This is a genomic window from Serratia proteamaculans (assembly GCF_949794035.1).
GTDB lineage: Bacteria > Pseudomonadota > Gammaproteobacteria > Enterobacterales > Enterobacteriaceae > Serratia > Serratia proteamaculans.
Window position 1 is genome coordinate 4,823,831 of the sequence record NZ_OX461105.1, and the last position, 23,754, is coordinate 4,847,584.

11 protein-coding genes and 1 pseudogene are annotated in these 23,754 nt (G+C 57.0%); all 12 read right to left on the bottom strand.

Going from position 1 to position 23,754, the window contains the following annotated elements:
- Positions 1-77: 77 nt before the first annotated feature.
- A pseudogene (locus QOT07_RS25915) lies at positions 78-239 on the bottom strand (hemagglutinin repeat-containing protein); the annotation flags it as partial.
- A gap of 377 nt (positions 240-616) precedes the next feature.
- Positions 617-961, bottom strand: a complete 345-nt coding sequence (locus tag QOT07_RS22465) for an immunity 8 family protein (RefSeq protein ID WP_207977319.1) — start codon at positions 959-961, stop codon at positions 617-619.
- Between the two features lie 2 nt (positions 962-963).
- Positions 964-10,527 (bottom strand): hemagglutinin repeat-containing protein, encoded by a 9,564-nt coding sequence (locus QOT07_RS22470; protein WP_283603943.1) that lies wholly within the window; start codon positions 10,525-10,527, stop codon positions 964-966.
- A 26-nt stretch (positions 10,528-10,553) separates the two neighbouring features.
- Positions 10,554-12,227 carry a ShlB/FhaC/HecB family hemolysin secretion/activation protein gene (locus QOT07_RS22475; protein WP_283603944.1) on the bottom strand — a complete coding sequence of 558 codons (1,674 nt, stop codon included), beginning with the start codon at positions 12,225-12,227 and terminating at the stop codon, positions 10,554-10,556.
- Between the two features lie 290 nt (positions 12,228-12,517).
- On the bottom strand, positions 12,518-13,963 hold the full coding sequence (tldD, locus tag QOT07_RS22480; protein WP_099065514.1) for a metalloprotease TldD: 1,446 nt from the start codon (positions 13,961-13,963) through the stop codon (positions 12,518-12,520).
- A 7-nt stretch (positions 13,964-13,970) separates the two neighbouring features.
- A complete protein-coding gene (gene nit1 / locus QOT07_RS22485; protein ID WP_099065513.1) occupies positions 13,971-14,831 on the bottom strand; it encodes a deaminated glutathione amidase in 861 nt (286 codons plus the stop codon).
- A complete protein-coding gene (yhdP, locus tag QOT07_RS22490; RefSeq protein ID WP_283603945.1) occupies positions 14,828-18,643 on the bottom strand; it encodes an AsmA2 domain-containing protein YhdP in 3,816 nt (1,271 codons plus the stop codon). The genes nit1 and yhdP overlap by 4 nt, the downstream gene beginning before the upstream one ends.
- Before the next feature lie 104 nt (positions 18,644-18,747).
- Entirely contained in the window at positions 18,748-20,217 is a 1,470-nt protein-coding gene (rng, locus tag QOT07_RS22495) for a ribonuclease G (RefSeq protein ID WP_012147102.1), read from the bottom strand.
- Positions 20,218-20,255: 38 nt separating this feature from the next.
- Complete coding sequence (locus QOT07_RS22500; protein WP_207977309.1) at positions 20,256-20,840, bottom strand: Maf family protein; 585 nt, start codon at positions 20,838-20,840, stop codon at positions 20,256-20,258.
- 137 nt (positions 20,841-20,977) lie between these two features.
- Positions 20,978-21,466, bottom strand: a complete 489-nt coding sequence (gene mreD, locus QOT07_RS22505) for a rod shape-determining protein MreD (protein WP_012147104.1) — start codon at positions 21,464-21,466, stop codon at positions 20,978-20,980.
- Positions 21,463-22,467: a rod shape-determining protein MreC gene (gene mreC, locus QOT07_RS22510; protein WP_099065510.1), complete on the bottom strand. Its 1,005-nt coding sequence runs from the start codon at positions 22,465-22,467 to the stop codon at positions 21,463-21,465. Before mreC ends, mreD begins: the two co-directional genes overlap by 4 nt.
- Positions 22,468-22,561: 94 nt before the next feature.
- Positions 22,562-23,605: a rod shape-determining protein MreB gene (mreB, locus tag QOT07_RS22515; RefSeq protein WP_085119693.1), complete on the bottom strand. Its 1,044-nt coding sequence runs from the start codon at positions 23,603-23,605 to the stop codon at positions 22,562-22,564.
- Between the last annotated feature and the right edge of the window lie 149 nt (positions 23,606-23,754).

A 23,754-nucleotide genomic window follows, 5' to 3' on the forward strand; every position in this document is an offset into this window, starting at 1 on the left:
TAGACCTCTAACTTATTCATATTACTTACAAATCCTAACGCTTCTAAATAGTAACAGCACCCGCTGAAGCACTGTTATTTTTGGTTGGCCGCTTTCAGCCCATTGATATCACCCTGAGTGCGGATAACATCCATTGTCTGCCCAGCTATCTCGCCTATCAGCTGCGCCTGCTTCAGCCGGTTCTGCTCTTTTTCCTTATCGAATATCGGCCCGATATTACCGTTGCCGTTCTCGATATCCGAACCATCTCCGCATCCCAGGTTTCATTTCCACCTGTTTCACTAATAGACGAATTTGGTACAACAACCGACGGCGAAACAGACGCAGGAACAGCCAAAAAGTTATTCTCCACAAAAAATTTATCCGTTGTGAAGCTAACCAGCGAACAGAGTTTTTCCCAGTATACTCAGCCTGTGACAACCACTTTTCGTCAGTGCATTTTGACGCTGGCAACTTTTTGCCCCGGCGCGCTTTTCCAGCACGTTAGGCCATTTCCCCAACTCCGTTAAATAGCACCAACGTCACATCATGGCAGCGGTGTCAGCCGCTGCCATTACAGCTTTGGGGGATTTAGTGCATAGAGACAAGAACCCCGGCCAATAGCCGGGGCTCCCTGTTAAGGTTGATAATCTTCATATTCCCAGGCAAAGGCGCGGGAGAGCTTTTGAGCTATCTCCATCCAGTCACTGCCTTCGCACTGGTCGATGTAATCTGTGATGGTTTTGGTTATCTCATCCAAATCATATCTACGTACCAAAAGCGTGTGACGCATCAGTTCCGGCAACCACTGATGCTTACAGAGCCATTCTGGGGTGCAGATAAAAAGATCAAAGTTGTCTCCACCTAACGAATCAGAAGTACCTATCGTCAGGGTTAAAGTTATTGCTATTTCGTCAACCGCAGGTTGATAAGCAATGAATTCATGGTGAACACAATCAATATTTTTAAGTACTGCTTTCATTTTTAATCCAAAATATTCAGATGACCATTTCCAACTTTGACTGACTTACCTGACGAGTTGATTTCATAAGTTTCAAAGTTTGCTTGTGTACCCGTTGTAGCGAAAGGAGAGTCTTTAGCTGAAGGTGGCCGATACCCACGAGTTCCATCAGCGCTAATCCAACTACCCCCGCTAGTTTTTTTTGCTCCATCGCCTAGCCATATTTTACCTAGCCTATCAGCTTCAGCGCTGGATCCTTTCCCCATAGAGAAGTCTTTTTTACCTGATCCATCACCTTTAATAGCGATTTCCAGCCTCGGATCCTGCTTCGCAATATTGTTCAGATTTTGCTGTACCAGATCGTCTTTTAGCTTCGGGTAGGTGGCTATATTCTCCGCTCCACCGGTAGCTTTAGCTGCTGTTGATTCCGCCTTACTCGCATCAGATGCAACCGTTCCACCCGGCACCTTCTTACCGGGTAATATAATACCGGCAAGCATTCCACCTGTAGCTTCCAACGCTACCTGATTTCCCTGATACGCCTGTTTTACCGTGTCTGCTACCGCTGACCAGGTATCACTCTTCATCAAGGCTTTCAGAGTATCCGCGGCGGCCTGATTCTTACCTGACAGATCGCTTAATGCTTGGGTACAGTAGCTATCGCCCATTGCGCATGAGGTGAGAGCCATCGCCCCATCGGCACCATAATCCGCTGCGCCAAGCAACGCATCGCCTGAGTCTGCTGCCGCACCGATAACACTGTTAACGATGGACGATAGTGTACCTTCACCCAGCTTACCCCTGACCTGATCCTTCATATTTCCGGCAATCTGTTTAACAGATTCGCGGGCATGATCTCCCGACAGTGAGTTATTCTCCACCGCATTCTTAGCGGCTTGCGAACCTGTCACCACGCCTGCGCTGCTGTCGGCAGCAAGACCGCCCGCCAGCCCTGCGGCCAGTTGACTCAGCGCGCTCACCTGCTGTTTCTCGCTTTCTGTCAGCTCCGAGATTTTACGGCCCTGGAACATCTCACTCAGTATTACTCGCGCGACCAGTTCGCCACCGCCTGCACCCACCGCTCCGGCTACCGCTGACTGGTTGTTTAACTGCGCGGCTATCGCACCCAGCACCGCATGTGCCATCGCGTTGGCGGCTACGTTGTCATCACCAATACGCGCTTTGATTTCTCTCGCCAGATAAGGTGCCGTACCGCTCGCCAGAGCCCCGGCCAGATTGTTCCCCGCCAGAGCCTGCAATGCCCCCGTTACCGCCTGCGCGGCTCTTTGCATATCGCTGCCGGTGCCATAGCTTTCCATCGCCTTTTTATAGGCGTCACTGTTACGCAGCACCTTGACGTCTTTTTCAGTCGGATTGGCCGCTTTCGCCGCCTTCAGCCCATTGATATCACCCTGAGTGCGGATAACATCCATTGTCTGCCCGGCTATCTCGCCAATCAGCTGCGCCTGCTTCAGCCGGTTCTGCTCTTTCTCCTTGTCGAATATCGGCCCGATACTGCCATTGGCGTTCTCGGTATCCCGGCTGAGCTGATTAACATCCTGTTTTTGATTGGCCTGATCCCGAATGACCACGCTACCGCCCGACACCGCCGCCTGCGTGGTGCCTTCTGCGTGCCCTTTATTACCTGCACCGGAAAGGGCTGCGCCTGCCAGATTGGTCAGCAGATCTGACCCAACCGGGCCGCCGCTGCTGATACTCCCCCCCTGGTGTTCGGCCTTGAAATCCGCCTGATTATGGATATCGCTGAAGCCCAGTGTGCCGGTATCAAGACGGTTCTTATCCGCCGTGGCGGTGCTGGCAATGACTGCACCGTCCAACTGCGTATGTTCGCCAACCTTAACATCATAGCCGCCCTTGCCGGCAAACAGACCGGTTTGCTCCTGCACGCTGTCATAATTGCTGTGCAGTTTGTCACGGCTCATGCTCAGGCTGGCGGAGCCACCCGCACCGATGATGGCCACGCTGACACCGCCACTGACGCTGGTCTGCTTCGCGTCGTAGTTATCGCTATCCTGCTGGCTTTGCAACGTCAGGTTACGCCCGGCATCCACCTTCACCGTTTCGCCACTGGCCTGGGCCCCCGACAGCAGGGTGTCCCGGCCACTGTGCATCGACAGCGTACCGCCACTGTCTATCGTCGCTTCACTCCAGAACGTGCCATCGCCATGCTCGCTACCCTGGCTCTTGTTGGCATTGGCGAACACGCTCAATCCGGTCTGTTGTCCCACGCCAATACTGACGCCGATATTACCGCCGCTGCTCTTGTTGCTGCCCTCGGTCTTCTGCGTATTGGCGGCACCCAACAACAGCACATCCCGCTCGGCATTCAGGGTGGTGTCTCCCCCCGCTTTTAGCTGGCTGCCCACCACGGCAATATCGCCGCTGTCGGCCGTGTTGCCTTTGCCGGTAGCCGTCAACTGCAAGTTATTGCCGGCAGTGAGCGAGGAACCGGTAACGGCAGTTTGCTCCTGATGCTGCTTCGACGACGATTTCTGGGCACCCAGCGAGATACTGATGCCGACCATGCTGCCTTCTTCGGTATCGGTATTGCCAAGCGTTGCCTGTTGCCCTGCCTGAACCGCCTGCACGCCGGACAAGGCTGCTTTGGTACCCTGCAATGCCGCCAGTCGCCCGTCGGTCTCCTGCTTCGCCTGCTGGGCGGTGGTCACCGCACTGTTGATGGCGCTGCCTACCGTGCCAGACAAGGCAAGGCTCAGGCCGCTCTGCTTCTGCTCAAAAGTTTCATCACGACGGCGAATATCCTGGCCCGGATCGATCTGCACGCTATCTCCCGTCACCGACAGGTTCTTATCCGCAATCACGTCCGCGCCACCGATATGCGCCTTGCCGCCGGCCACGATATTCACGTCGCCACCGGTTGAACCTATGGTGCTGACGCTCTGGCTTTGGGTAGTGCCGTCTTCGTTCAACTGATGGCGGGAAGATTTGCTGCCGAAGGTCACACCGATGCCGCCGCCGCTGAACACGCCGCTGGTTTTTTTCTCGTTCAGTCGGTAGCTGGATTGTTCCTCGGTCGCCGCCACAATATCGACGTTATTGCCCGCCTGCAGGTTCACCTTGCCGTCACCGACTACCGTCGAGCCTTGCACCTTCAAGTCATTACCGGCGTTGAGCGAGACGTTGTTGCCGCTCAGCAGTGCACCTTTCTCGTGGGTGGCATAGTCCTCCTCCACCGTATGGGTGGTGGTTTTGGACATCAGTCCTTTTTTGACCTTGGTCTCTTCGAAGAAGCTGTAGTCGCTTTCAGTGGCGCTGTTCAGCGCGATATCACGCCCGGCGCTCACCGCCACGTCACCACCAGCCTGTGCCTGGGTGGCATTGAGGGTTGCGTCACGCCCGGCCTGAATGCGCGTGTCGCCGCCGCTGGCGATTTCCGTGCCCTGCTGGCGTATGGACTCATTCACCCGCTGTTGGCGGCCGCCGTGGCTTTCCTGATATTCCCGGCTTTGCTGGGTATTGAGGTTCACGTCACGCCCGGCACGGAGGCTGACGTCGTTGTCTGCCACCAGCGCAGCTGCCTGCGAGTTCAGGTCGCGACCAGCCTGCAACTGCAGATCCCCGCCGCTGGTGAGAGTGCTGCGCGTCGCACCGCTGCTGATGTGCTCACTGCCGTCGGTTTTCTGACGACTCCCCTGTTCGGCGGTTTGCAGATTGATGTCACGTCCGGCTTTTAATGCCGCATCGCCCTTGCTGCCGATTTGGCTGGCGGTCAGATTCAGATCCTGCCCGGCACTGACGTTTAACGGCCCACCCGCGCTGATGTCACTGGCCAGGCTGCCATGAGTTTCACTTTCTTTTAGCCCACCGCCCCAGCGGCCGCCGTCAGACTTATCGGCACGAGAGGTGTTATTGGCAAGCAGATTGACGTCGCCGCCCGCCTGCAGATCCATGGCACCACCAGAGGTAATTTTTGCCCCGGTAATATCGATATTGTTACCGGCCTGCATGTTCAATGTATCCCCGGCGCGGATCACGCCGGTATCACCGACCTCCGTGCGCGAACGCGTCAACGTCTGGCCCCCCTGGGTCCCGGTGGCATCCCACTGGCGGGCCTGGGTTGTGTTGATAATGCTGCCATCCTGGCTTGCAAGCTGGACACGCTGGCCGCTGATGGTTGAGCCGATATTGCTGATATCACCGATAGCACTCAACTTCAGCCCACCGGTAGCGTCGATCATCCCCTGATTAAGGTTGCTGATGTCCGCCTGGCTATTGACGTTCAGGCGCTCGCCGCCCTGCAGCGTGCTGCCGTCATTGCGGATGCTGCCGCCGTTCAGGTTAACCTTATTGCCGACAATCACGCTGCCGCTCAGTGGGGCGACGTCACCTTTGGCCAAATAGAGTTTGGGTGCCAGTACCGTCTGGCCGTTGACCGTCACCTTCTCCCACCAGACGATGCTGTGATCCAGCTGTGAAACCTGTGCCGGTGTCAGGCTGATGCCAAACTGCAGATTCAGGCCGCTCTGCGCCCGTGCCGCGTTGTCGATCAATTGCTGCATCTGTGCCAGTTCGGAACCGACGCCGTTAAGATAGCGCTGGCCGGTTTGGCTGAGCATCGCGTTGCTGATGTAACGGGTATCGAACGCCGCATCCCCGAGGAAGCGGTAGTCGTAATCTGGGTTTAATTTCAGGCGGTCGAGGAAATAGGCCGAACCGATAAACTGCTTTTCATCGGTGAAACGGCTGTCGCTTTCACGCGGGGCAACGCCCGGCTGTTGGCCCAGCATGGCGTAGAGATCGTTGAACAGGCTGCCGTCCAACTGGCCCAGGCCGTCCAGTTTGGGGTTGGTGGTGATAAGATAGGGGCTGCTCGGATCCTCAGTGACGACAAAGCGGCCATTGCCACCGCTTGGCAGTGGGTAATCTGACAAGTCTACGGCGTTATTGCCGAGCGTGCCGAGTGCCGCCTGCAGATTGTCTTTCCACTCCGGCGTGCCGAAAACGACGCTTTGATCCTTCGCCAACGCTTGCTGTTCTACGCCGCTGACGGCGTCAGGCTGCTGCAGGCTGTCCAACGTGGGTCGGGTCAGGGTATGGCTGAGGCTACCGGCGTTCGGGGTCAGCGTGGTATTGCTGATATCGTCGGTAAAGCTGGCATTGACTGCACCGCCAGCCTGAATAACCGAACGATAGACTCCGTCGTCGGTGCGTTCAGTGCGCACATCTCCGCTGGCTTTATAGTGGATATTCTTGTCGTCAATTTTCCCTTTGGCATAGTCATTGATTGCAGATACAGCAGATACCTTCGGCTTATTATCCGATCCCGGCAACGGCGGTTTTTGATAGGTATAGGTTTGATAGCGCGTTTCTGTACCCGCAGACCATGACTGGTTGTTCAGCTTGCTGCCGGTAAGTGCAATATCTCCATTGGCCAGAATATCGCTGGCCAGGTTATCCAGCGTGGTGGCATTCAGCGTCATGTTACGACCGGCGGCAATGCGTCCCGCGCCGCCATCACTGCTGACCGTTACTTTACTGGTCGACAGCGCCATCTCTTTGGTCGTGGCATACGGCGAGGCGTAGGTATACCTCTTGTACACTTCACGTGCAGCATCCCCCGCCATTTGACGCATGGTATCTACGGTGTAGTAGCCGTACTCGTCATCGTCAAAGAAGCTCAGCGGGATGCTGGCCGTGGCGCCGTTCAGCCAGTCGTATTTTTTGGTCAGATCCTCCTGCGTAACCGAGGTTTTTAGCCCATCACGCTGATTAAGCAGATGCGCGGTATTGATATGAATATCGCCGGTTTCGGTTTCTATGGTGCCGGAGGTGTTGACGATCTGGCTGTTGGCCTTGCCGTCGCCATCTTTCTGCATCCACAGGTCTTTGCCTGCCAGAATGTCGCCGCGCTGGTTGGTGATGCGATCCGCCAGTAGCTTCATATCGCCACCGGCGTACAACATGCCGCTGTTGATCAATTGGTTAGCGGCACTCAACAGCAGATCACCGGCGGTGCCGATAAAGCCGTTATTGCTGATGTCGCCACGGCTCAACAACTGCACCAATCCGCCCGACTGCAGGCTGGCATCGGCATTTTGCGTGATCCCGGCGGCTTCGAGGCGCATTTCGCCGCTACCGCCGCGCAAGGTGCCGGCGTTGGTTAATTGGCCGCCACTGCGCACATCGACACCCTGGCCCTGAGTGGTGCCTTGCAGCAGAATATCGCCGTCACTGGTCAGGGCCAGCGCTTTGCCAGCCGCCAGAGTGCCACTCTGGGTAAAGGCGTCCTTCAGCCTCAGCGTCATGTTGCCCAGTGCCACCAGTTGGCCGTACTGATTCAGCAGGCTGCTTGCCAGTGTCATATCGCCACCGCTCAACAGCTTGCCGCTCTTCTGGTTATCTACCTGCCGCGCTTTGAGACTCATCTGGCTCGTCGCCAGCAGCGTACCGCTGTTATCCAGGCTGTCCGCTTGCAGGATTAAATTACCGCCCTGCAGCGTCCCCTTATTATTCAGACTATCGAGTGTCAGCTGGTTATCGCCGGTGGTGCTCAATGTGCCGCTGTTATCCAAACGGGTACCGTTGAGCGTCAGGCTGTTGGCTTGCAGCCAGCCGCTGTTGGTCAGCGTCGGTGCTTTCAGGCTCAACGCGCCGCCAATCTTCAGGTTGCCGGAGTTGATCAACTGACGATCCAACTGCAGCACACTGCTACCATCGCCCTGCAGATGCCCGACGTTATTTAGCTCCGCCGCCTCCAGCCGCAAGGTTCCCAGACTGCGCAGGTTACCGCCTGCCAGGTTATTGAATACGCCGCTCAGCTTGGCCTCGAGGTTTTTTTGCCCCTGTAGCCTGCCGCTGTTGGTCAGGTCTGTGGCGTTCAATTTCAGTTCGTCGGCCTGTATATGACCCTGGTTGTCCAAAGACAGCGCCGTCAGATCCGCCTTGCCATTGGAGAAGATCTTACTACCCGCATCAGCAGTAAGACTACCGCTCAGATCCAGCAAGATCTCTTTGTCCGCCTGCAACGTGCCTTTATGATCCAGTTGCTGAGCCGTCAGCGTAATACTCCCGCTATCCCATAATCCGCTGTTATTCACCGTCGCCGCGTTGGCCGTGAGTTCACCGTCGCTAAGCAACTTGCCACCGATGGCGTTGTTCAGATCCTTTTGCAGCTGCAACACCAACTTTTGTATGCCAATCAGGTTGCCGCTGTTGGTCAGCGATTTGGCGGTAACGTGAGTGGTCGCACCTTGCGCTTCCCCCTGATTGCTGACGCTGTCCGCCGAAAGCGCTAACGCGCCTTCGCTCAGTATTTTACCGTCGTTGTTCAGCGTGGCTGCCGTCAGTTTCATCGGCCCGTCGCTCAGCAGTTGCCCGCTGTTTTTCAACGCCAGCCCAACCACGGCGGTTAAGCCGTTGTCGCCCAGCGCGCTGCCGGTGTTGTCCCAACGCTGCACGTCAATATCTACGGTCTTGCCTTGCAGCTTGCCGGCATTGTTTAGCTCGGTGCCCTGCAGCGTCAGTGTGCCACCGGCCAGCAACTGGCCCGCCAGGCGGTTTTGCAGATCTTTGCTGGTGATATTCGCGTTTTCCCACGCCTGCAGTCGCCCGCTGTTGTCCAGGCTGTCGGCATTAAGCTCGATGCCTTTGGCGACCATAACCCCCGAATTGATCAACGATGGCGTGGTGAGGGTTATTGTATTTTCCGCCTCAAACTTACCGGCGTTATTGAAGGTTTTGGTGAACGTCAGATCCAGCGACCTGGCGCCAATGTCACCGCTGTTATGCGCAGTGGCGGCAGAAAACTTCAAATCCCCCAGCGTGTTGAACACGCCGGCCAACTGCGCGTCTTGCGCAACCTTGAGCGTCATGTCCTGTTTGGACTGGGTGCGGGCGCCGGCGGTAGACAGCAGTTTTTGCGTTTCCAGCGTCAGACCTTGCTCACTGGAAAGCAGCCCGCCGAGTTGCGCGTCATCAGCGGTGAGGGTGATATTGCTGTCGCTCAACAATGATGAACCCAGCTCAGTCTTCAGCACGTCGGTGTGGTCCAGGGTAATACCCTGCTTGCCGTTGGCTTTTCCGGCCAACAAAAACTCGCCAGCCTGTACCGTTAACAAGCCATCAGCAGACAGTGAGCCACCGACATTAAGCTTGTCGCGCACCCGCAGATCGAGCTGCTGTTGGGAAGTGATCGTCCCCTGATTATCGACACCGTTGGCGGTGATGGTCTGCACACCGCCCGCTTTCAACTGCCCCGGGTTATTGAGTTGGGCACTGGTCAGGTTCTGCGTGCCCTGTGCCTGTATCAGACCGGAGTTGGTCAGGTTCTGTGTCTTGAGGCGGCTATCGTGATTGGCAGCCAGTTGGCCGCTGTTGGTCAGATGATGGGTCTGCAAGTGCAGATCGCGTCCGGCGGTCAGGGTACCCTGCCAGTTGCCGTCGCCGCTAAGCGTCAGGTCAATATCCCCTTCGGCCGTCAGGCTGCTGTTTTTATCACTGCTCAGGCTGGCGGCATTCAACTGCAAGCGGCCGTCCGTGTCGGCTTTGCCCGCCTGCAGTTTGCCTGCAGCGGTCAGGTTCATATCGCCTTTGGCGCTCAGCGTGGCCTGCTCCATAGCGATATCGCCACGGCTGTTCAGGGTAAGCGCCTGCTCCGCCTTATGCTTGCCGCTCAGCGTCATGCTCGCCGCCGTGGCATTCAGGTTGCGCTGTGCCAGCGTGTTGTTCAGCCGCAGTTGACCATTGGCCTCCAGTTGAATATCGCCTTCACGCGCGGTGAGATTGCCGAGGTTAACCCCCACCCCTTTTTCACTGGACACCAAATGAATACGATTGGCGTACATACCGCCCAGCGCACCGGTATCGATGGCGATTTTGGGAACTTCCCCCTGACCGGCGATCGCCGTGGCCTTGCCTGTCGCATCCACCCGATTGGCGCCGAGCGTAATGCTGAGATCTTTGGCATGCAGTTCCGCGTTGATCGCGGTAGCGCGAGCGATCAGGGCGAATTTGTCACTGTTGCCGGCATTCAGCCCCTTGCCCTGAATAGTGATCGCCCCCTGGGTCACTTCCAGCGCCTGCAGCTTGCCGTCGGCACCCAGCACCGGCTTGCCGGTGGTCAGCGTCGCGTTAGGGGTGTTGATAAAGCCGCAACCGTCGCAGGTGATGCCATAGGGGTTGGCGACCATGACGCTGGCCTGCTTGCCCGCCACCTCCAGGTAGCCCTGCAGCTGTGAAGGGTTGGGGGCCACCACTTCGTTGATGATGCCCTGCGCTTCCTTGCCGGCCTGCAGGTTGGGGTTGTTCTGAATCAGGCCGCCAAGCTGGCTCTGGTTGAGCTGACCGGTGGCGTTGTTGAGGATCATCCCCTCTTTGCCAACGTTGAAATCGTTGTATTTATTATGAGAAATACCGGCCTGATTCGGCGTGGCGATATTGACCACCGGCACGCCATTGGCGGCCTGATCGACCCGGGTATTACCCTCGGCCACGTTGATGCCTTCGGCCAGCGCCGGCAGCAGCGGCTGCCCGGCCAGCAAGATGCACAGGGTGTAGCTCAACAGACGCTGATGAGCTTTAAGCGGTTGATTATTTTGGCGCTTCATCCTTGAAACCTTCCTGTGCATTAGCGTTAAAGTACGATATTGACCCGGTAATAAACCGAGACCCGATCCGGTTTCAGCCAGTCGGGATAAGCCAGTGGCCAACCGAGGGTCAGTTGGCTGCTGAAGTAGCGGTTACGGCTGCCCAGCCCTACGGCACCGCCCCACAGCGTGCCGGAGGCGTTGGCGTCCAGCGTATCGTGATGCAGATAGCCGCCGTCCACCGCCGCCAGGGCGTTAATGCTGCCGAGGTAGGGCAGTGTCACCAGCGAGCGGTTCACCTCGTTACGCCAGTAGCCGCCCTTGTCGCCGGAAAGGTATTGCTCTTTGAAGCCGCGCACCGAGCTCTCGCCACCAATCGTCAGGCGTTCGCTGCCGTACAAACGGTGGTTGCTCCACTGACTGTATAAACTGGTGAGATAGGTCCACTCCTGCCCCAGCGGCAGGTAATAGCTGCCGGAAAGCGAAAGCTTGTGAAACTCGGCCCGAGGGGCTTCTTTGACTTTTCCGCTGTCATTTTCCGCGCCCAGCCACGGCACGCCACGGCTGTAGGCCGGGTTCAGGGTAGCGAAACCGCCCAGCAGTTTTTGGCTATGGCTGACGCCCAGCGTAACGCTGGTCAGTTTGCGGCTGCTGCTTTCCAGCCGGGTATCGTTGAGATAATTGCGATTGATACGGTGCGTCAGCCCGAGCGACATGCCGGTTTTCATTTCGCCGTCACGGAATAACACCCGCGAAACACCCAGCCGATGAGTCTGGCTGTCGCCACTGGATCGCCAGTCAAAACCCTGGTTATTGAGGGTGGTCAGGTAGTCGCTGTAGGAATAGTTGTAATCCAGCGTCCAGTAACCGTAAGGCAGGCTGACGCCGGTCTGCACGCTGCGCGCATTATGATCGTTGGCAAAATCACTGCTGCGCGCACCGGCGACAAACCATTGATCCGCCAGCCCCAGCAGGTTATTGCCGGTCAGCGATCCGTTGATCTGCCCGGTCCCGGTGCTTTTTTGCCCGCTGTTGTCGAACCCCAGCCCGAGCATCAGCGGAAACTCAGGTTTGGCGCTCAAATTGACCACCGAGAAGCCCGGTTGACTGCCTGGCAAGATTTCTATCTGCACCGGTTGCTGGCGCAGACGGTTAATCTGCTCCATACCCTGCTCGATATCACGCAAGTTAAGGATGTTGCCCTGCAGGCCCGGGAAGGCCATTTTCAGCATGCGATCGTCCTGCTGCTCCAACAGGATTTTCTCCAGTTTGCCTTCCAGCACCAGTAACCGCAGCTCGCCACGCGACAGATCCTGCTCGGTCAGAAATGCGCGGCTGGTGATATAGCCACGACTGATGTACCAGTCGGAAATCTGCTGCACCAGCGTTTGGATTTGCCCCAGATTCAGGCATTGCTGCAGATAATCTTGAGTAAGTTTGCGTTGCGCACTGGCGGGCAGATGATCCGCGCCTTCCAGCCGAATATGGTTGATGGTGAAGCAAGGGCCCCCCGCGTTGGCGCTGGGTGCCGGGGTTGCGGGCAAGGTCGGCGTCAGGCTGCGTTGCAATTCCTGCCGCTGCTGCTGGTTTTGCTCCAGCAAGTCACGCTGTTGTTGTTGGATAGTGTCGCGGTCCGCCGGGCTAAGCAGGTTAGCGCCGGTGGCGGAGGAAAATAAGAGGCACAGCAAAGCTGCCGAGAGCCGTTGAGTGACTGAATCCATTCAGAAGGTCATCCGTGTGTTTTTTCGGCATTTTAACGATAGAACGAGGGATGTAACAAGATGCGAACCATTAGCCGCGACCCGGATTTGGCCCTTCAGTTACGAACATTCCTAAAGCAGGCAGCGGAAAGTCACCTGGAAAGGGTAAATGTAGCTTATTGATTTTCTCTAACAGGGAAAAACAGTGAATCAGTCTTAATTTAAGCCAGATGGAGGGAATTTGCTGTTAATGCGATTAGCGCCGCAAAAAAGAGGCTAACAGGGGCCGTGAACCGGCCCCTGGAAAAGTATTACGCGGTACCACCCACGGTCAGGGTGTCCAGCTTCAGGGTCGGCTGGCCGACGCCCACCGGCAGGCTTTGCCCCTCTTTGCCACACACGCCGACGCCTTTATCCAGCGCCAGGTCGTTACCGACCATCGAAATCTGTTGCATCGCCTCAATGCCGGAGCCAATCAGCGTGGCGCCCTTCACCGGCTTGGTGATGCGGCCATTTTCGATCAGATAGGCTTCGGTGGTGGAGAACACAAATTTGCCAGAGGTGATGTCTACCTGGCCGCCGCCAAAGTTTGGCGCATACAGGCCGTATTCAACGCTGGCAATGATCTCTTCCGGCGTCGACTTGCCCGCCAGCATATAAGTGTTGGTCATGCGCGGCATCGGCAGGTGCGCATAAGACTCGCGGCGACCGTTGCCGGTCGGTGCAACGCCCATCAGACGCGCATTGAGCTTGTCCTGCATGTAGCCTTTCAGGATACCGTTCTCAATCAGCATGTTGTATTGGCCCGGCACGCCTTCGTCATCGATCGCCAGTGAACCACGACGCCCCTGCAGGGTGCCGTCATCCACCACGGTACAAAGCTCCGAGGCCACCAACTGGCCCATCTGGCCGCTGAATACCGAGGTACCGCGACGGTTGAAGTCGCCTTCCAGACCGTGGCCCACCGCTTCATGCAGCAGAACGCCAGGCCAGCCCGCGCCCAGCACCACCGGCATATTGCCGGCCGGGGCCGCCACCGCGGAAAGGTTAATCAATGCCATGCGCACCGCTTCTTTGGCGTAGGCATCGGCACGGACGTCGCCATCAGCGATTTCCAGGAAATAGTCATAGCCGAAACGGCCGCCGCCACCACTGGAACCGCGTTCACGCTTGCCGTCTTGTTCCACCAGCACGCTGACTGACAAACGAACCAGTGGGCGAACGTCCGCCGCCAGAGTGCCGTCGGTAGCCGCCACCAGGATCTGCTCGTACACACCGGTGATGCTGGCACTGACTTCCTGTACCCGCTTGTCGGCGGCACGCGCGACCTTGTCAACACGGTGCAACAGGGCGATTTTCTCTTCACGCGGCAGACTTTGCAGCGGATCAAGCAGGGGATACAGCGCCTTATGGCTGATTTCACCCAGGGTATGCACCTGACCATTGCCGATGTCACGCACAATGCTGCGCGCCGCATGGGCGCTTTGCTGCAAGGCGTTCAGGGTGATCTGATCGGCATAAGCGAAGCCGGTTTTCTCGCCGCTAACGGCACGCACCCCGACCCCCTGATCGATATTGTAGGAACCATCCTTGATGATGCCGTCTTCAATCACCCAGGCTTCGTGGTAGCTCGACTGAAAATAGAGATCGGCATAATCGAGGCGGCGTTCGGCCAGTTGCCCCAGGACGGAAAACAGATCCTGGTGGCTCAGCTTATTGGCAGCAAGTAACTGCTCACTGACAAACGTCAGACTCATAATTTTTTCACTCTTTAATGGAGGATTTTTTGTCAAACGGCGCCGTCAGCGACGTCTGGAATCGGTTATGTTGCAATACCGGCATCTGCTCGCGAATCGTTTTGAGCCCGGCAATATCGACCCGGACTTTCAATGCCGAGACCGCATCCGGGTTTTCGGCCAGTACCTTGCCCCAGGCGTCCACCGCCAGCGAATGGCCCCAGGTACGACGAGTCGGGCCATGGCTGCCAACCTGCGCCGGTGCCAGGATCACACACTGGTTTTCAATCGCCCTGGCGCGCAGCAGGATTTCCCAGTGCGCTTCGCCGGTCACGCGGGTAAAGGCCGCCGGTACGGAAATCAGTTCAGCACCCTGCGCTCGCAACGCCTGGAACAGCGCCGGGAAGCGCAGATCGTAGCAGATGGTCATGCCAAGCCGCCCGACCGGGGTATCCACCACCGTGAGTTGCTGGCCATGCTGATAGGTATCTGACTCTCGATAATGGCCGTGAGAGTCGTTAATGTCCACGTCAAACATGTGCAGCTTGTCGTAACGCCCACGGATCTCGCCCTGGTCGTCAAACAGCAGGCTGCTGGTGGTGATCAGCGCAGGGTTTTCACGGCTGACCAGCGGCATCGAGCCGATCAGCAGCCAGACGCCATAGCGCCGCGCCATCTCGCGCACCGCATTCTGCAGCGGTCCGTCGCCCTGGTGTTCCGCATGTTCACGATAAGCCGCGGAATTGGCGAACAGCAGGGCGTTCTCCGGCGTCATCACCAGTTTTACCCCGGCATTGAGCTGCTTAATCTGCTGTTCAATCTGGGCCAGGTTGTCACGCACCCGATCACCACTGCACAACTGTAACAACGCAACGTTAGCATTTCTCATGGCGCCTTCTTCTCCTTTGGCTTACGCAACACCTCATTGACCTTCGGCTGGTCCAGATCGCCACTGATATGGTAGCGAATCAGTGAGATCTTGTTCCACAGCGGCCCCAGCACCTGCGAGGCAGCAAACACCGCCGCGCCGACGATCGGATTAATCACGAATGCGGTGGCGACACCGACAGTGGTCGAAATAGCCGGTGCGACAACCGCTTCCATATCAATCCGTCGGCGTGCCAAATCGACCTGACCGCTCATGGCGATATCCGCCGCCAGTCCGTCAACCAATAGATTATCGGTATGCATTATGCCATCTTTCAGCCACGCGGTGCTGCGGATGGAGTCAAAGTAGAAACCTTTGCCGAAGGTATCGCTGAAATCGAACTGCAACTTACGTAACAAGGAGTCGACGCTGACCAAACGCAACAGCTGGCCAGCACGACCGCCGCCCATGCTGTCGATCTCTCCCTTGCCCATATTGACCTTCAGTGCACCGCTGAGGGTACTCATCTGCGGTTTCCACGGCGTGCCACGCCAGTACAGATCAAAATCAATGTCATAAGGCGCACCTTTCAACGGCGTGGTGATGCCGAAGAAAGCGGCGGTTTCGTCAATTTTGCCGCCCAGCAGCTTGCCTTTCAGCGAACTGCGCTCTTCCTGAGCGTTCTGTTTCCACAGGCCGCTGGCGGTCATGCGCCCTTTGCCGGTGTCGATCAAGCCATGCTCCAGGGTCAGGGTATCGCCCTGATTGGCCAGATCTGCCTCCACCTTGCCGAGGTTTTGCCCCATCACCCAGCACGACTTGCAGCGCAGCATCAACGACGGCCAGTCACGGAAGGAAACCTTATCTACCACCGCCAACGGGTTGGTTGCCGCGGTCGGGGTGCCCTTGCTGTCGCTAAACTGCGGATTGTAATAAAGATAGTTGATATCGGCACGCCACGGCCCACGTTCTGTCACCCGCAGGCTGCCGTCGACTTCCTCGCCTTTGGCGCTGATCAGGGTGCCACCGAGCTGTTGCTCCGCCGAGAGTGTCAGCTTGTGCCAGGCCTGTCCGCCCAGCAGTAACTGCGGCGTTTTCAGGGCTACGGTGGTCGGGAAGTTAAAACCACCCACCTTGCCCGAACCGCCACTTTGTTTCATCGCCGGTGCCATCAGGCCCAGCCACTTCTCACCGTCCAGCGCCGGCAAATTCAACGTCAGTGATTTACCGGCCGGTAACGGCGGGGTCCCACTGCCCTCGGTTTGCCATGCCGCGCGCGCCAGCGTCACCTGCTGTTTGGCGAAGGTCCATTCGCTGTTGAAATGATTTTGCTTGCCGGCGTTGCCAGTCAGCATGAACCCATTCAGGCCACCCTTCACTTTTACGCTCAACGGCAAGGACTCACCCGCCGGTTTATCTAACGGAGAAGGTAAGTGACTGCTTACTTTTTTGAGGTCAGCATCCACGCCAATGTCATAGCTGGCTGCGCCCTTATGCGGTAAGACAATGGCAACCTGACCCTGCCAGGGAGCACTGCCGCTAAGCGCATCGGCCACTTCCTGCGGGATACCCGGGAATTTGCCCGGCTGCCAGTCGGCCTTCAGGCCAACGTTGACCTTGTAGTCGCTTTTGCCTTCCAGGGTGGTGAAATTTACCGCGACCGGTTGCCCGAACCAGTTGGCCGACAACGTATCACTGCTCAGGTTGCCGTTATCGAAGCGGAACTTGCCGCTGACCCTTTGCAGCTCACTTTCAATCGGCTTCACCAACAGTGAATTGTTGTTCAGCGCCACCTCGCCCGTGGCGCGAACCAGCTCGCCGTTCAAGGGAATATCGAGGTGTAAGCGCCCACTGACATTACCGCCAATCTGCAGCTCATCCAGGGCCGCCCCCAGCGAATCGTGCAGCGGGGTTTGTTCGAAATAGTTATGGATTTCCGCGCCCTGGCCCGCCACGTCGGCATCAACCAGCAAACGTTCTTTCAGGTAGTCCGGAATAACGGCGGTGACATTCTTGCCGTCCACTTTGCCCAGTTTGGTCTGCGGGGCATTCATCCACAGCCCTTCGTTGGCAAAGTCGAGATCGATAGCCAGATCGGTCAGCGCCGGCCACTCCGGCTGGAACTGGAAGGTGGAGTGGCGCAGCGGAACAAACACTTCAAACTGGCCTTCGTGTTTGCGGTAAGGGAAATGCTGTGGGTCACCGTTGTAAAGCAGCGTGGCGTTATCCACCTGCCCGCCCTGAATGGCACCGCTGAGGTAATCCACCAGGTGCTTGCCCATCAGTGGTTCCGGGAAGTAACGCCAGGCGTCCGCCGCGTCATACAGGCGGATACCGGCCAGAATACTCAGCCACGGGTCACCTTTGGCCGGTTGCTGGTAGCGGAAATCACCGTTAACCCACAGTGATTTGGCCTTCACATCCAGATTTTTGCTCGCCAGTTCCCAGCCCTGATCGTTGTTCAACCAGGTCAGCGCACCACGCGCGCTGCTGACTTCCAGCGGAGCACGGAACATATCGCCGTACGGTAAGGTGCTGTCGTTGAGATCGAGCTGCAGGCGGCCATTCTCCACGCCACCGCTCAGTGCGCCAGAGAAGTGGTTAATCCCCGGCAGCAGTTTCCACGGCTGCCAGCTAACGTCCTGCCAACGGGCCTGGAAGCGGGTTTTTTCCGGCTGTTTCAGCGGGATATCTAATGCCAGCGCGTTGAGCCGGCCTTGCGGCTGCAAATCGTTCCAGCGATCAAGTACGTCCGGGCTGAGGAACGAGAAGGTCGGCAACAGCGCAGCCAGGCGTTCTAGCTGAATATTGGAGGCGCGCACGCGCAGTTCTTCCGTCTGCCCCGGCCCCATAAACTCGGTGTTTTCCGGCAACCACAATGCCGAAAGCTTACCCTGCGGCCAGGCCTGACCGTCGGTGGCCAGGTTTAACTGTGGCACTTCGACCTGCCAGCCGGTCCCCTGGCGGCTGAGCGTCAGCGCCAGATTGTCCACGTCCAGCCGGTGTGGCTGTTTCCCCACGTTCCAGTTGGCCGCGCCCTGCTTCAGCAACGCATTGCCACCGGCGATCTCACCGTTCTTGATTTGCAGCCAGGCCGCCAGGCTGAAATCGGCGCTTTCCAGACCGGTATTAATGCGCAACCAGCGGGTGAACCAGGGTTTCATGTCGATATTATCGGCCTGCATATAGACCGTACCCACATTCAATAAGCCCTGGTTATCACGCAGGTCCATACGCAGCTGTACCACGCCATGCTGGCCATTCAGCGTCGACAGGCTAATCTGCCCTTCGGCACGGTGGCGATCGCGGCCGTTAAGCCAGGTAAGCTGTGGGATCTCAAATTCGGCGCGCGCACCGGCGGGCGTAAGGAATGAAATGCGGCTGTCGCGCAGGTTGAAGTGATCCAACTGATGTAACAGTAAATCGCTGACTTTACCCGGCTCGATGGTGCTGCCCTGGTGCTCATCGCCACCCAGGGTAGTATTGAGATCAAACTGGAGTTGGTAAAAGGTGAGATCGCGGAATTGCCAGCGCCAGTGCAGCAGCGACTGCCACACATCCAGTGCCAGCGTAACGCGTTCAATACGCAGGTTGCTTTTAGGCAGCGTGGCGCGTACGTTGCGCATTTCCAGCTGCGGGCCGAAGGTTTCCCAACTTCCCTGCATAAAGTCGACCTGGACCGGTACGCCGGAGAGGCTTTCGACCTTGGCCAACAGTTGCGGGCGATAGTTGTTCAGTTCAGGCAGCGCCAAACGCAGCCCGCTGATCAGCAACGCCACGACGACAATCAGACTGGCGCCTGTAGCTAACAAAATCCCAGGCAGTCGCCTCACGCAGTTCTCCTTGCTTCCGCTGCCTGGCAACGGGAATATCTATGCATGGGGGGCCCAGCACGCTGAGCCCCACCCATACCGGACTTTGGTCGCCAACAGGCGAACTACATCATGACAACGTCAAACTGTTCCTGGCTGTACAAAGGTTCGATCTGCACCTTCACCTGTTTGCCAACAAAGATTTCCACTTCGGCCAGCGCATGGGACTCTTCGCTTTTCAGCGCCTCACCCACCGCCGCAGAGGCATAAACCAGGAAACGATCTGAATCATAAGCATGGTGCACGCGCACAATTTCACGCAAAATTTCGTAGCACACGGTTTCCACAGTTTTCAGAGTGCCGCGTCCATGACAGGTAGGACAATCATGACACAGCACATGTTCAATGCTTTCGCGTGTGCGTTTACGCGTCATTTCCACTAAGCCTAGCTGAGAGAAGCCGTTAATCGTGGTTTTTACCCGATCTTTACTCAGCGCCAGTTCCAGTGAATGCAACACCCGACGACGATGCTCGTCATTGTTCATATCAATGAAGTCAATGATGATAATGCCGCCCAGGTTGCGCAGCCGCAGTTGGCGGGCAATCGCCTGGGTCGCTTCGATATTGGTATTGAAGATGGTTTCGTCGAGATTACGATGGCCGACAAAGGCGCCGGTATTGATATCCACGGTGGTCATCGCCTCGGTCTGGTCGATGATCAGGTACCCGCCGGATTTCAGCTCAACCTTGCGCTCCAGCGCCCGCTGGATCTCGTTTTCGACGTCGTACAGGTCGAAGATCGGCTGGCTGCCGGTATACAGCTCCAGCTTGGCGGTAATATCCGGGATGTACTCACCGGTAAACTCCACCAGCAGATCGTGGGTCAGGCGCGAGTCGACGCGGATCCTGTCCAGCGCCGCACCGGCAAAGTCGCGCAGAATACGCTGCGCCAGTGCCAGCTCGCCGTACAGTTTGTATTTGGTCTGGTTGCGTTTTTTACGCTCCATCACCTTGGTCCACAGGCGTTTGAGGAAGGCGGCGTCTTGCGACAGCTCTTCTTCACCAATGCCTTCTGCCGCGGTGCGGATGATAAATCCACCCAGTTCATCGCAGTAACCGGCGACGGCTTTTTTCAGGCGATCGCGCTCGGCTTCACTTTCTATACGCTGCGAAACGCCAACGTGCGCTGCCCCCGGCATGAACACCAGGTAACGCGAAGGTAAAGTGATGTCGGTAGTCAGACGTGCGCCTTTGGTGCCCAGCGGATCTTTCACCACCTGCACCATCAGATCCTGCCCCTGGCGCACCAGTTCGGCAATATCGCGCACGTGGAAATTTTTCTGCTCATCACCGGCGACACATTCGGTGTGCGGCATGATATCGGAGGCGTGCAGGAAGGCCGCTTTGTCCAGGCCGATATCGACGAATGCCGCCTGCATACCCGGCAACACGCGACTGACGCGCCCTTTATAAATATTGCCGACGATGCCGCGCTTGGATTCGCGCTCGATATGGATCTCTTGCAGGATGCCGCCATCAATATAGGCAACCCGCGTTTCAGACGGTGTGATATTAACCAGTAGCTCAGCTGTCATGCCTTCTCCTCAGAGCCGGTCGATAATGGCAGCGCCCATCAACCGGTTCTTACATCACGTAATGCGACAAAATGACTGAGCAGCTCATGTGTTTCGACTAACGGCAAGCCCATCACCGCGTGATAACTCCCGGTTATCGTTCTGACGAAACAACCACCCTTTCCTTGAATTCCGTAGGCGCCCGCTTTATCCATCGGTTCGCCCGTTGCAATATAGTCGCAGATATCCTGCTGTGACAGGTTGCGGAATGTCACGTCTGTCACCACTAGCTGGCACAGAACGTCATGGCGATCGGCGATCGCCACCGCGGTCATCACCTGATGCTGTTTACCCGACAGCGCCGCCAGCATTTGGGCCGCATGCGCTTCGTTTTGCGGTTTTTCCAATACCCGACCATTGAGCACCACAATAGTGTCGGCGCCCAGCACCGGACAATCCTGTGGAGCCAGTGCCACGCCTGCTCTGGCCTTATCCTGCGCCAAACGACGCACATAGGCTTCGGCAGCTTCTCCTTCCTGCCGCTGTTCTTCGGTATCCGTCAGGATGATTTCAAACGTCACGCCCAACAGGGTCAGTAATTCACGTCGACGGGGAGAGCCGGAGGCCAGATAAAGCGAAGTCATTGATATACCCTTCATATTTCAAGCTGCAGCGGTGTTGGCTGCCCTCAATCAACCCAGTCACCTGGTTATCCAGGCTCCTGGGTATTCACTCAGTTGCCGCCTGGCCGCAACTCGAAATTTCTTGGGTATAAATACCCTTACTGTACGGCGAACTGACGGCGGATTTTGCGCATCAGCAGGAATAACCACGGCCACAAAATGCCGTTTACCACACTACTCCAGAACACCTCTGGGCGGAAAGAGACGTTGATCACTAAAAACTCGGCCCAGAACACCACAACGTCCATCGCCAGGGACAATAGCACCACGATCAGCGCCTGTTGCCAGAGGGCCATGTTGCGGAACAGTTGGAATTTGAACGCGACCAGATAGGCAATGATCCCCAGCGCCAGCGCTCGCACGCCCAGCGTCGAACCGAGGATCAGATCCATAATCAGCCCCAGCACAAAGCCGGTGCCGACGTTAACCCGGTGTGGCAGCGCCATCACCCAGTAGATCAGGATCAATGCCAGCCAGGAAGGTCTGAACATGTAGATCTGTTCCGGCCACGGCATGATTTGCAGCACCAGCGCCACCAGGAATGACAGCCAGATTATCCAGCGCCCATTACTGCGGTAGCGATTCATTGGGTGACTCCAGTGGCCGGTGCAGCGGTTGGGGGTACGGCAGCGCCGGTTGCCGGTGCCGGCAGAGGCATTGGCGGCCCCATAGAATCGGCCGGCGGCAGCACCTGCGGCATCATCTGCATCAGGCGCTCGTTGGCAACACGGTGCACTTCGTCCGGCGGCAACGGCATATCGCCATTACGGTCGGCACCCCACAGCAATAACAGGTAGCGCAAGCGCTGCAGGCCCGCCGTAGGGCGTGCCTGGATCACCGTGTAGGCACGCTGGTTATCCACTTTGACCGAGGACACTACCGCCACCGGATAACCTTCCGGGAAGCGACCACCCAGGCCGGAGGTAACCAGTACATCGCCCACGCGAATATCGGTATTGTTTGGCAGATGCTCAAGCTGTAAATCGTCGGCACAACCGCTGCCTGCGGCGATCACCCGGATATCGTTACGCAACACCTGGATCGGCAGTGCATGTGACGCATCGCAGATCAGCAGCACGCGGCTGGTGACCTTCGCCACCGCCACCACCTGACCGACCACGCCTTTATCACTGATGACCGGCTGACCTTCATAAACGCCGTTATCTGATCCTTTGTCGATCACTACCTGATCGCTGTAAGGATCGGAACCGGTCGAGATCACCTGGGTGACCATTTTGTGTTCGTCCTGGCGCAGCGGCGAGCCTAACAGCTCACGCAAACGGGCATTTTCCTGCTTGAATTGGCCAAGAAGAAGAACATCGCTGTTTTTCAGCAACAGTTCCTGTCGCAGAGCCCGGTTTTCCAGCTCCAGCTGTTGGCGGGTAGCCAGCGTTTCTGAAACGCTGTCCAAAACTTTGCGTGGCCCATTGGCCAGGAAATAGAAAGGGCTGACAGCCGTGTCCATGTAGTTACGTATTTTCACGAACGTACCGAGACGGCTATCGGCAACGATCAGGCAAATAGCCACAATCACTGCCAAAAAAAGTCGTAGTTGCAGGGAAGGTCCCCTGCTAAAAATCGGCTTCATAAATTATGCGTGTTCCTCGACAACAGAAAGAGGAACCGTACCTGATTTTCGCTTTGCGCATTCATCCGATACGATTCCTCCTTCCTGGGGCTGACTATTCTTCGCTGAACAAATCGCCGCCATGCATGTCGATCATTTCCAACGCCTTGCCGCCACCGCGAGCTACGCAGGTCAGCGGATCATCTGCCACGACGACCGGAATACCGGTTTCTTCCATCAGCAGGCGATCCAGGTTGCGCAGCAATGCGCCACCACCGGTCAACACCATGCCGCGTTCGGAAATGTCGGAAGCCAGTTCCGGCGGACACTGCTCCAGCGCTACCATCACCGCACTGACGATGCCGGTCAACGGCTCCTGCAGCGCTTCGAGGATTTCATTGGAGTTCAGGGTAAAGCCGCGCGGCACGCCCTCAGCCAGGTTACGGCCACGGACTTCGATTTCATGCACTTCATCGCCCGGATAAGCGGAACCGATGCCGTGTTTGATACGTTCGGCCGTCGCTTCACCAATCAGTGAGCCATAGTTACGACGCACATAATTAATGATGGCTTCGTCGAAACGGTCACCGCCGATACGCACGGAAGAAGAGTAAACCACACCGTTCAGTGAGATCACCGCGACTTCAGTAGTACCACCACCGATATCCACCACCATTGAACCGGTCGCTTCAGAAACCGGCAGGCCTGCACCGATTGCCGCAGCCATAGGTTCTTCGATCAGAAACACTTCACGCGCACCGGCCCCTTGGGCGGATTCGCGGATCGCACGACGTTCAACCTGAGTTGCGCCGACCGGCACACACACCAGCACGCGCGGGCTTGGCCGCATGAAGCTGTTGCTGTGAACCTGTTTGATAAAGTGCTGCAGCATTTTTTCAGTCACGAAGAAGTCGGCGATAACGCCGTCTTTCATCGGACGAATAGCCGCGATATTGCCGGGCGTACGCCCCAGCATTTGTTTAGCCTCATGACCCACGGCCGCAACGCTCTTGGGTGAACCGGCACGATCCTGGCGAATGGCAACCACCGAAGGTTCGTTCAGTACAATGCCTTGCCCTTTAACATAAATCAGGGTATTGGCGGTACCCAAGTCGATGGACAAGTCATTGGAAAACATGCCACGAAATTTCTTAAACATAACTAAAGGATAATCCTGCAAGCTGGGGGCGGAAAATAAAATCCGCCTACTTTACCAACCACACGAAGCAGCGACAAGGCGCAAAAACGTTCTACTTCGGTGAAAAATAGTCTGTATTGTTTCTGCTCGAATGCACGGAAATTGGATGA

Bases quoted from the DNA above. Each gene is read 5' to 3' on its own strand.
- QOT07_RS22465 (WP_207977319.1), bottom strand. From the start codon at position 961: ATGAAAGCAGTACTTAAAAATATTGATTGTGTTCACCATGAATTCATT.
- QOT07_RS22470 (WP_283603943.1), bottom strand. From the start codon at position 10,527: ATGAAGCGCCAAAATAATCAACCGCTTAAAGCTCATCAGCGTCTGTTG.
- QOT07_RS22475 (WP_283603944.1), bottom strand. From the start codon at position 12,227: ATGGATTCAGTCACTCAACGGCTCTCGGCAGCTTTGCTGTGCCTCTTA.
- tldD (WP_099065514.1), bottom strand. From the start codon at position 13,963: ATGAGTCTGACGTTTGTCAGTGAGCAGTTACTTGCTGCCAATAAGCTG.
- nit1 (WP_099065513.1), bottom strand. From the start codon at position 14,831: ATGAGAAATGCTAACGTTGCGTTGTTACAGTTGTGCAGTGGTGATCGG.
- rng (WP_012147102.1), bottom strand. From the start codon at position 20,217: ATGACAGCTGAGCTACTGGTTAATATCACACCGTCTGAAACGCGGGTT.
- QOT07_RS22500 (WP_207977309.1), bottom strand. From the start codon at position 20,840: ATGACTTCGCTTTATCTGGCCTCCGGCTCTCCCCGTCGACGTGAATTA.
- mreD (WP_012147104.1), bottom strand. From the start codon at position 21,466: ATGAATCGCTACCGCAGTAATGGGCGCTGGATAATCTGGCTGTCATTC.
- mreC (WP_099065510.1), bottom strand. From the start codon at position 22,467: ATGAAGCCGATTTTTAGCAGGGGACCTTCCCTGCAACTACGACTTTTT.
- mreB (WP_085119693.1), bottom strand. From the start codon at position 23,605: ATGTTTAAGAAATTTCGTGGCATGTTTTCCAATGACTTGTCCATCGAC.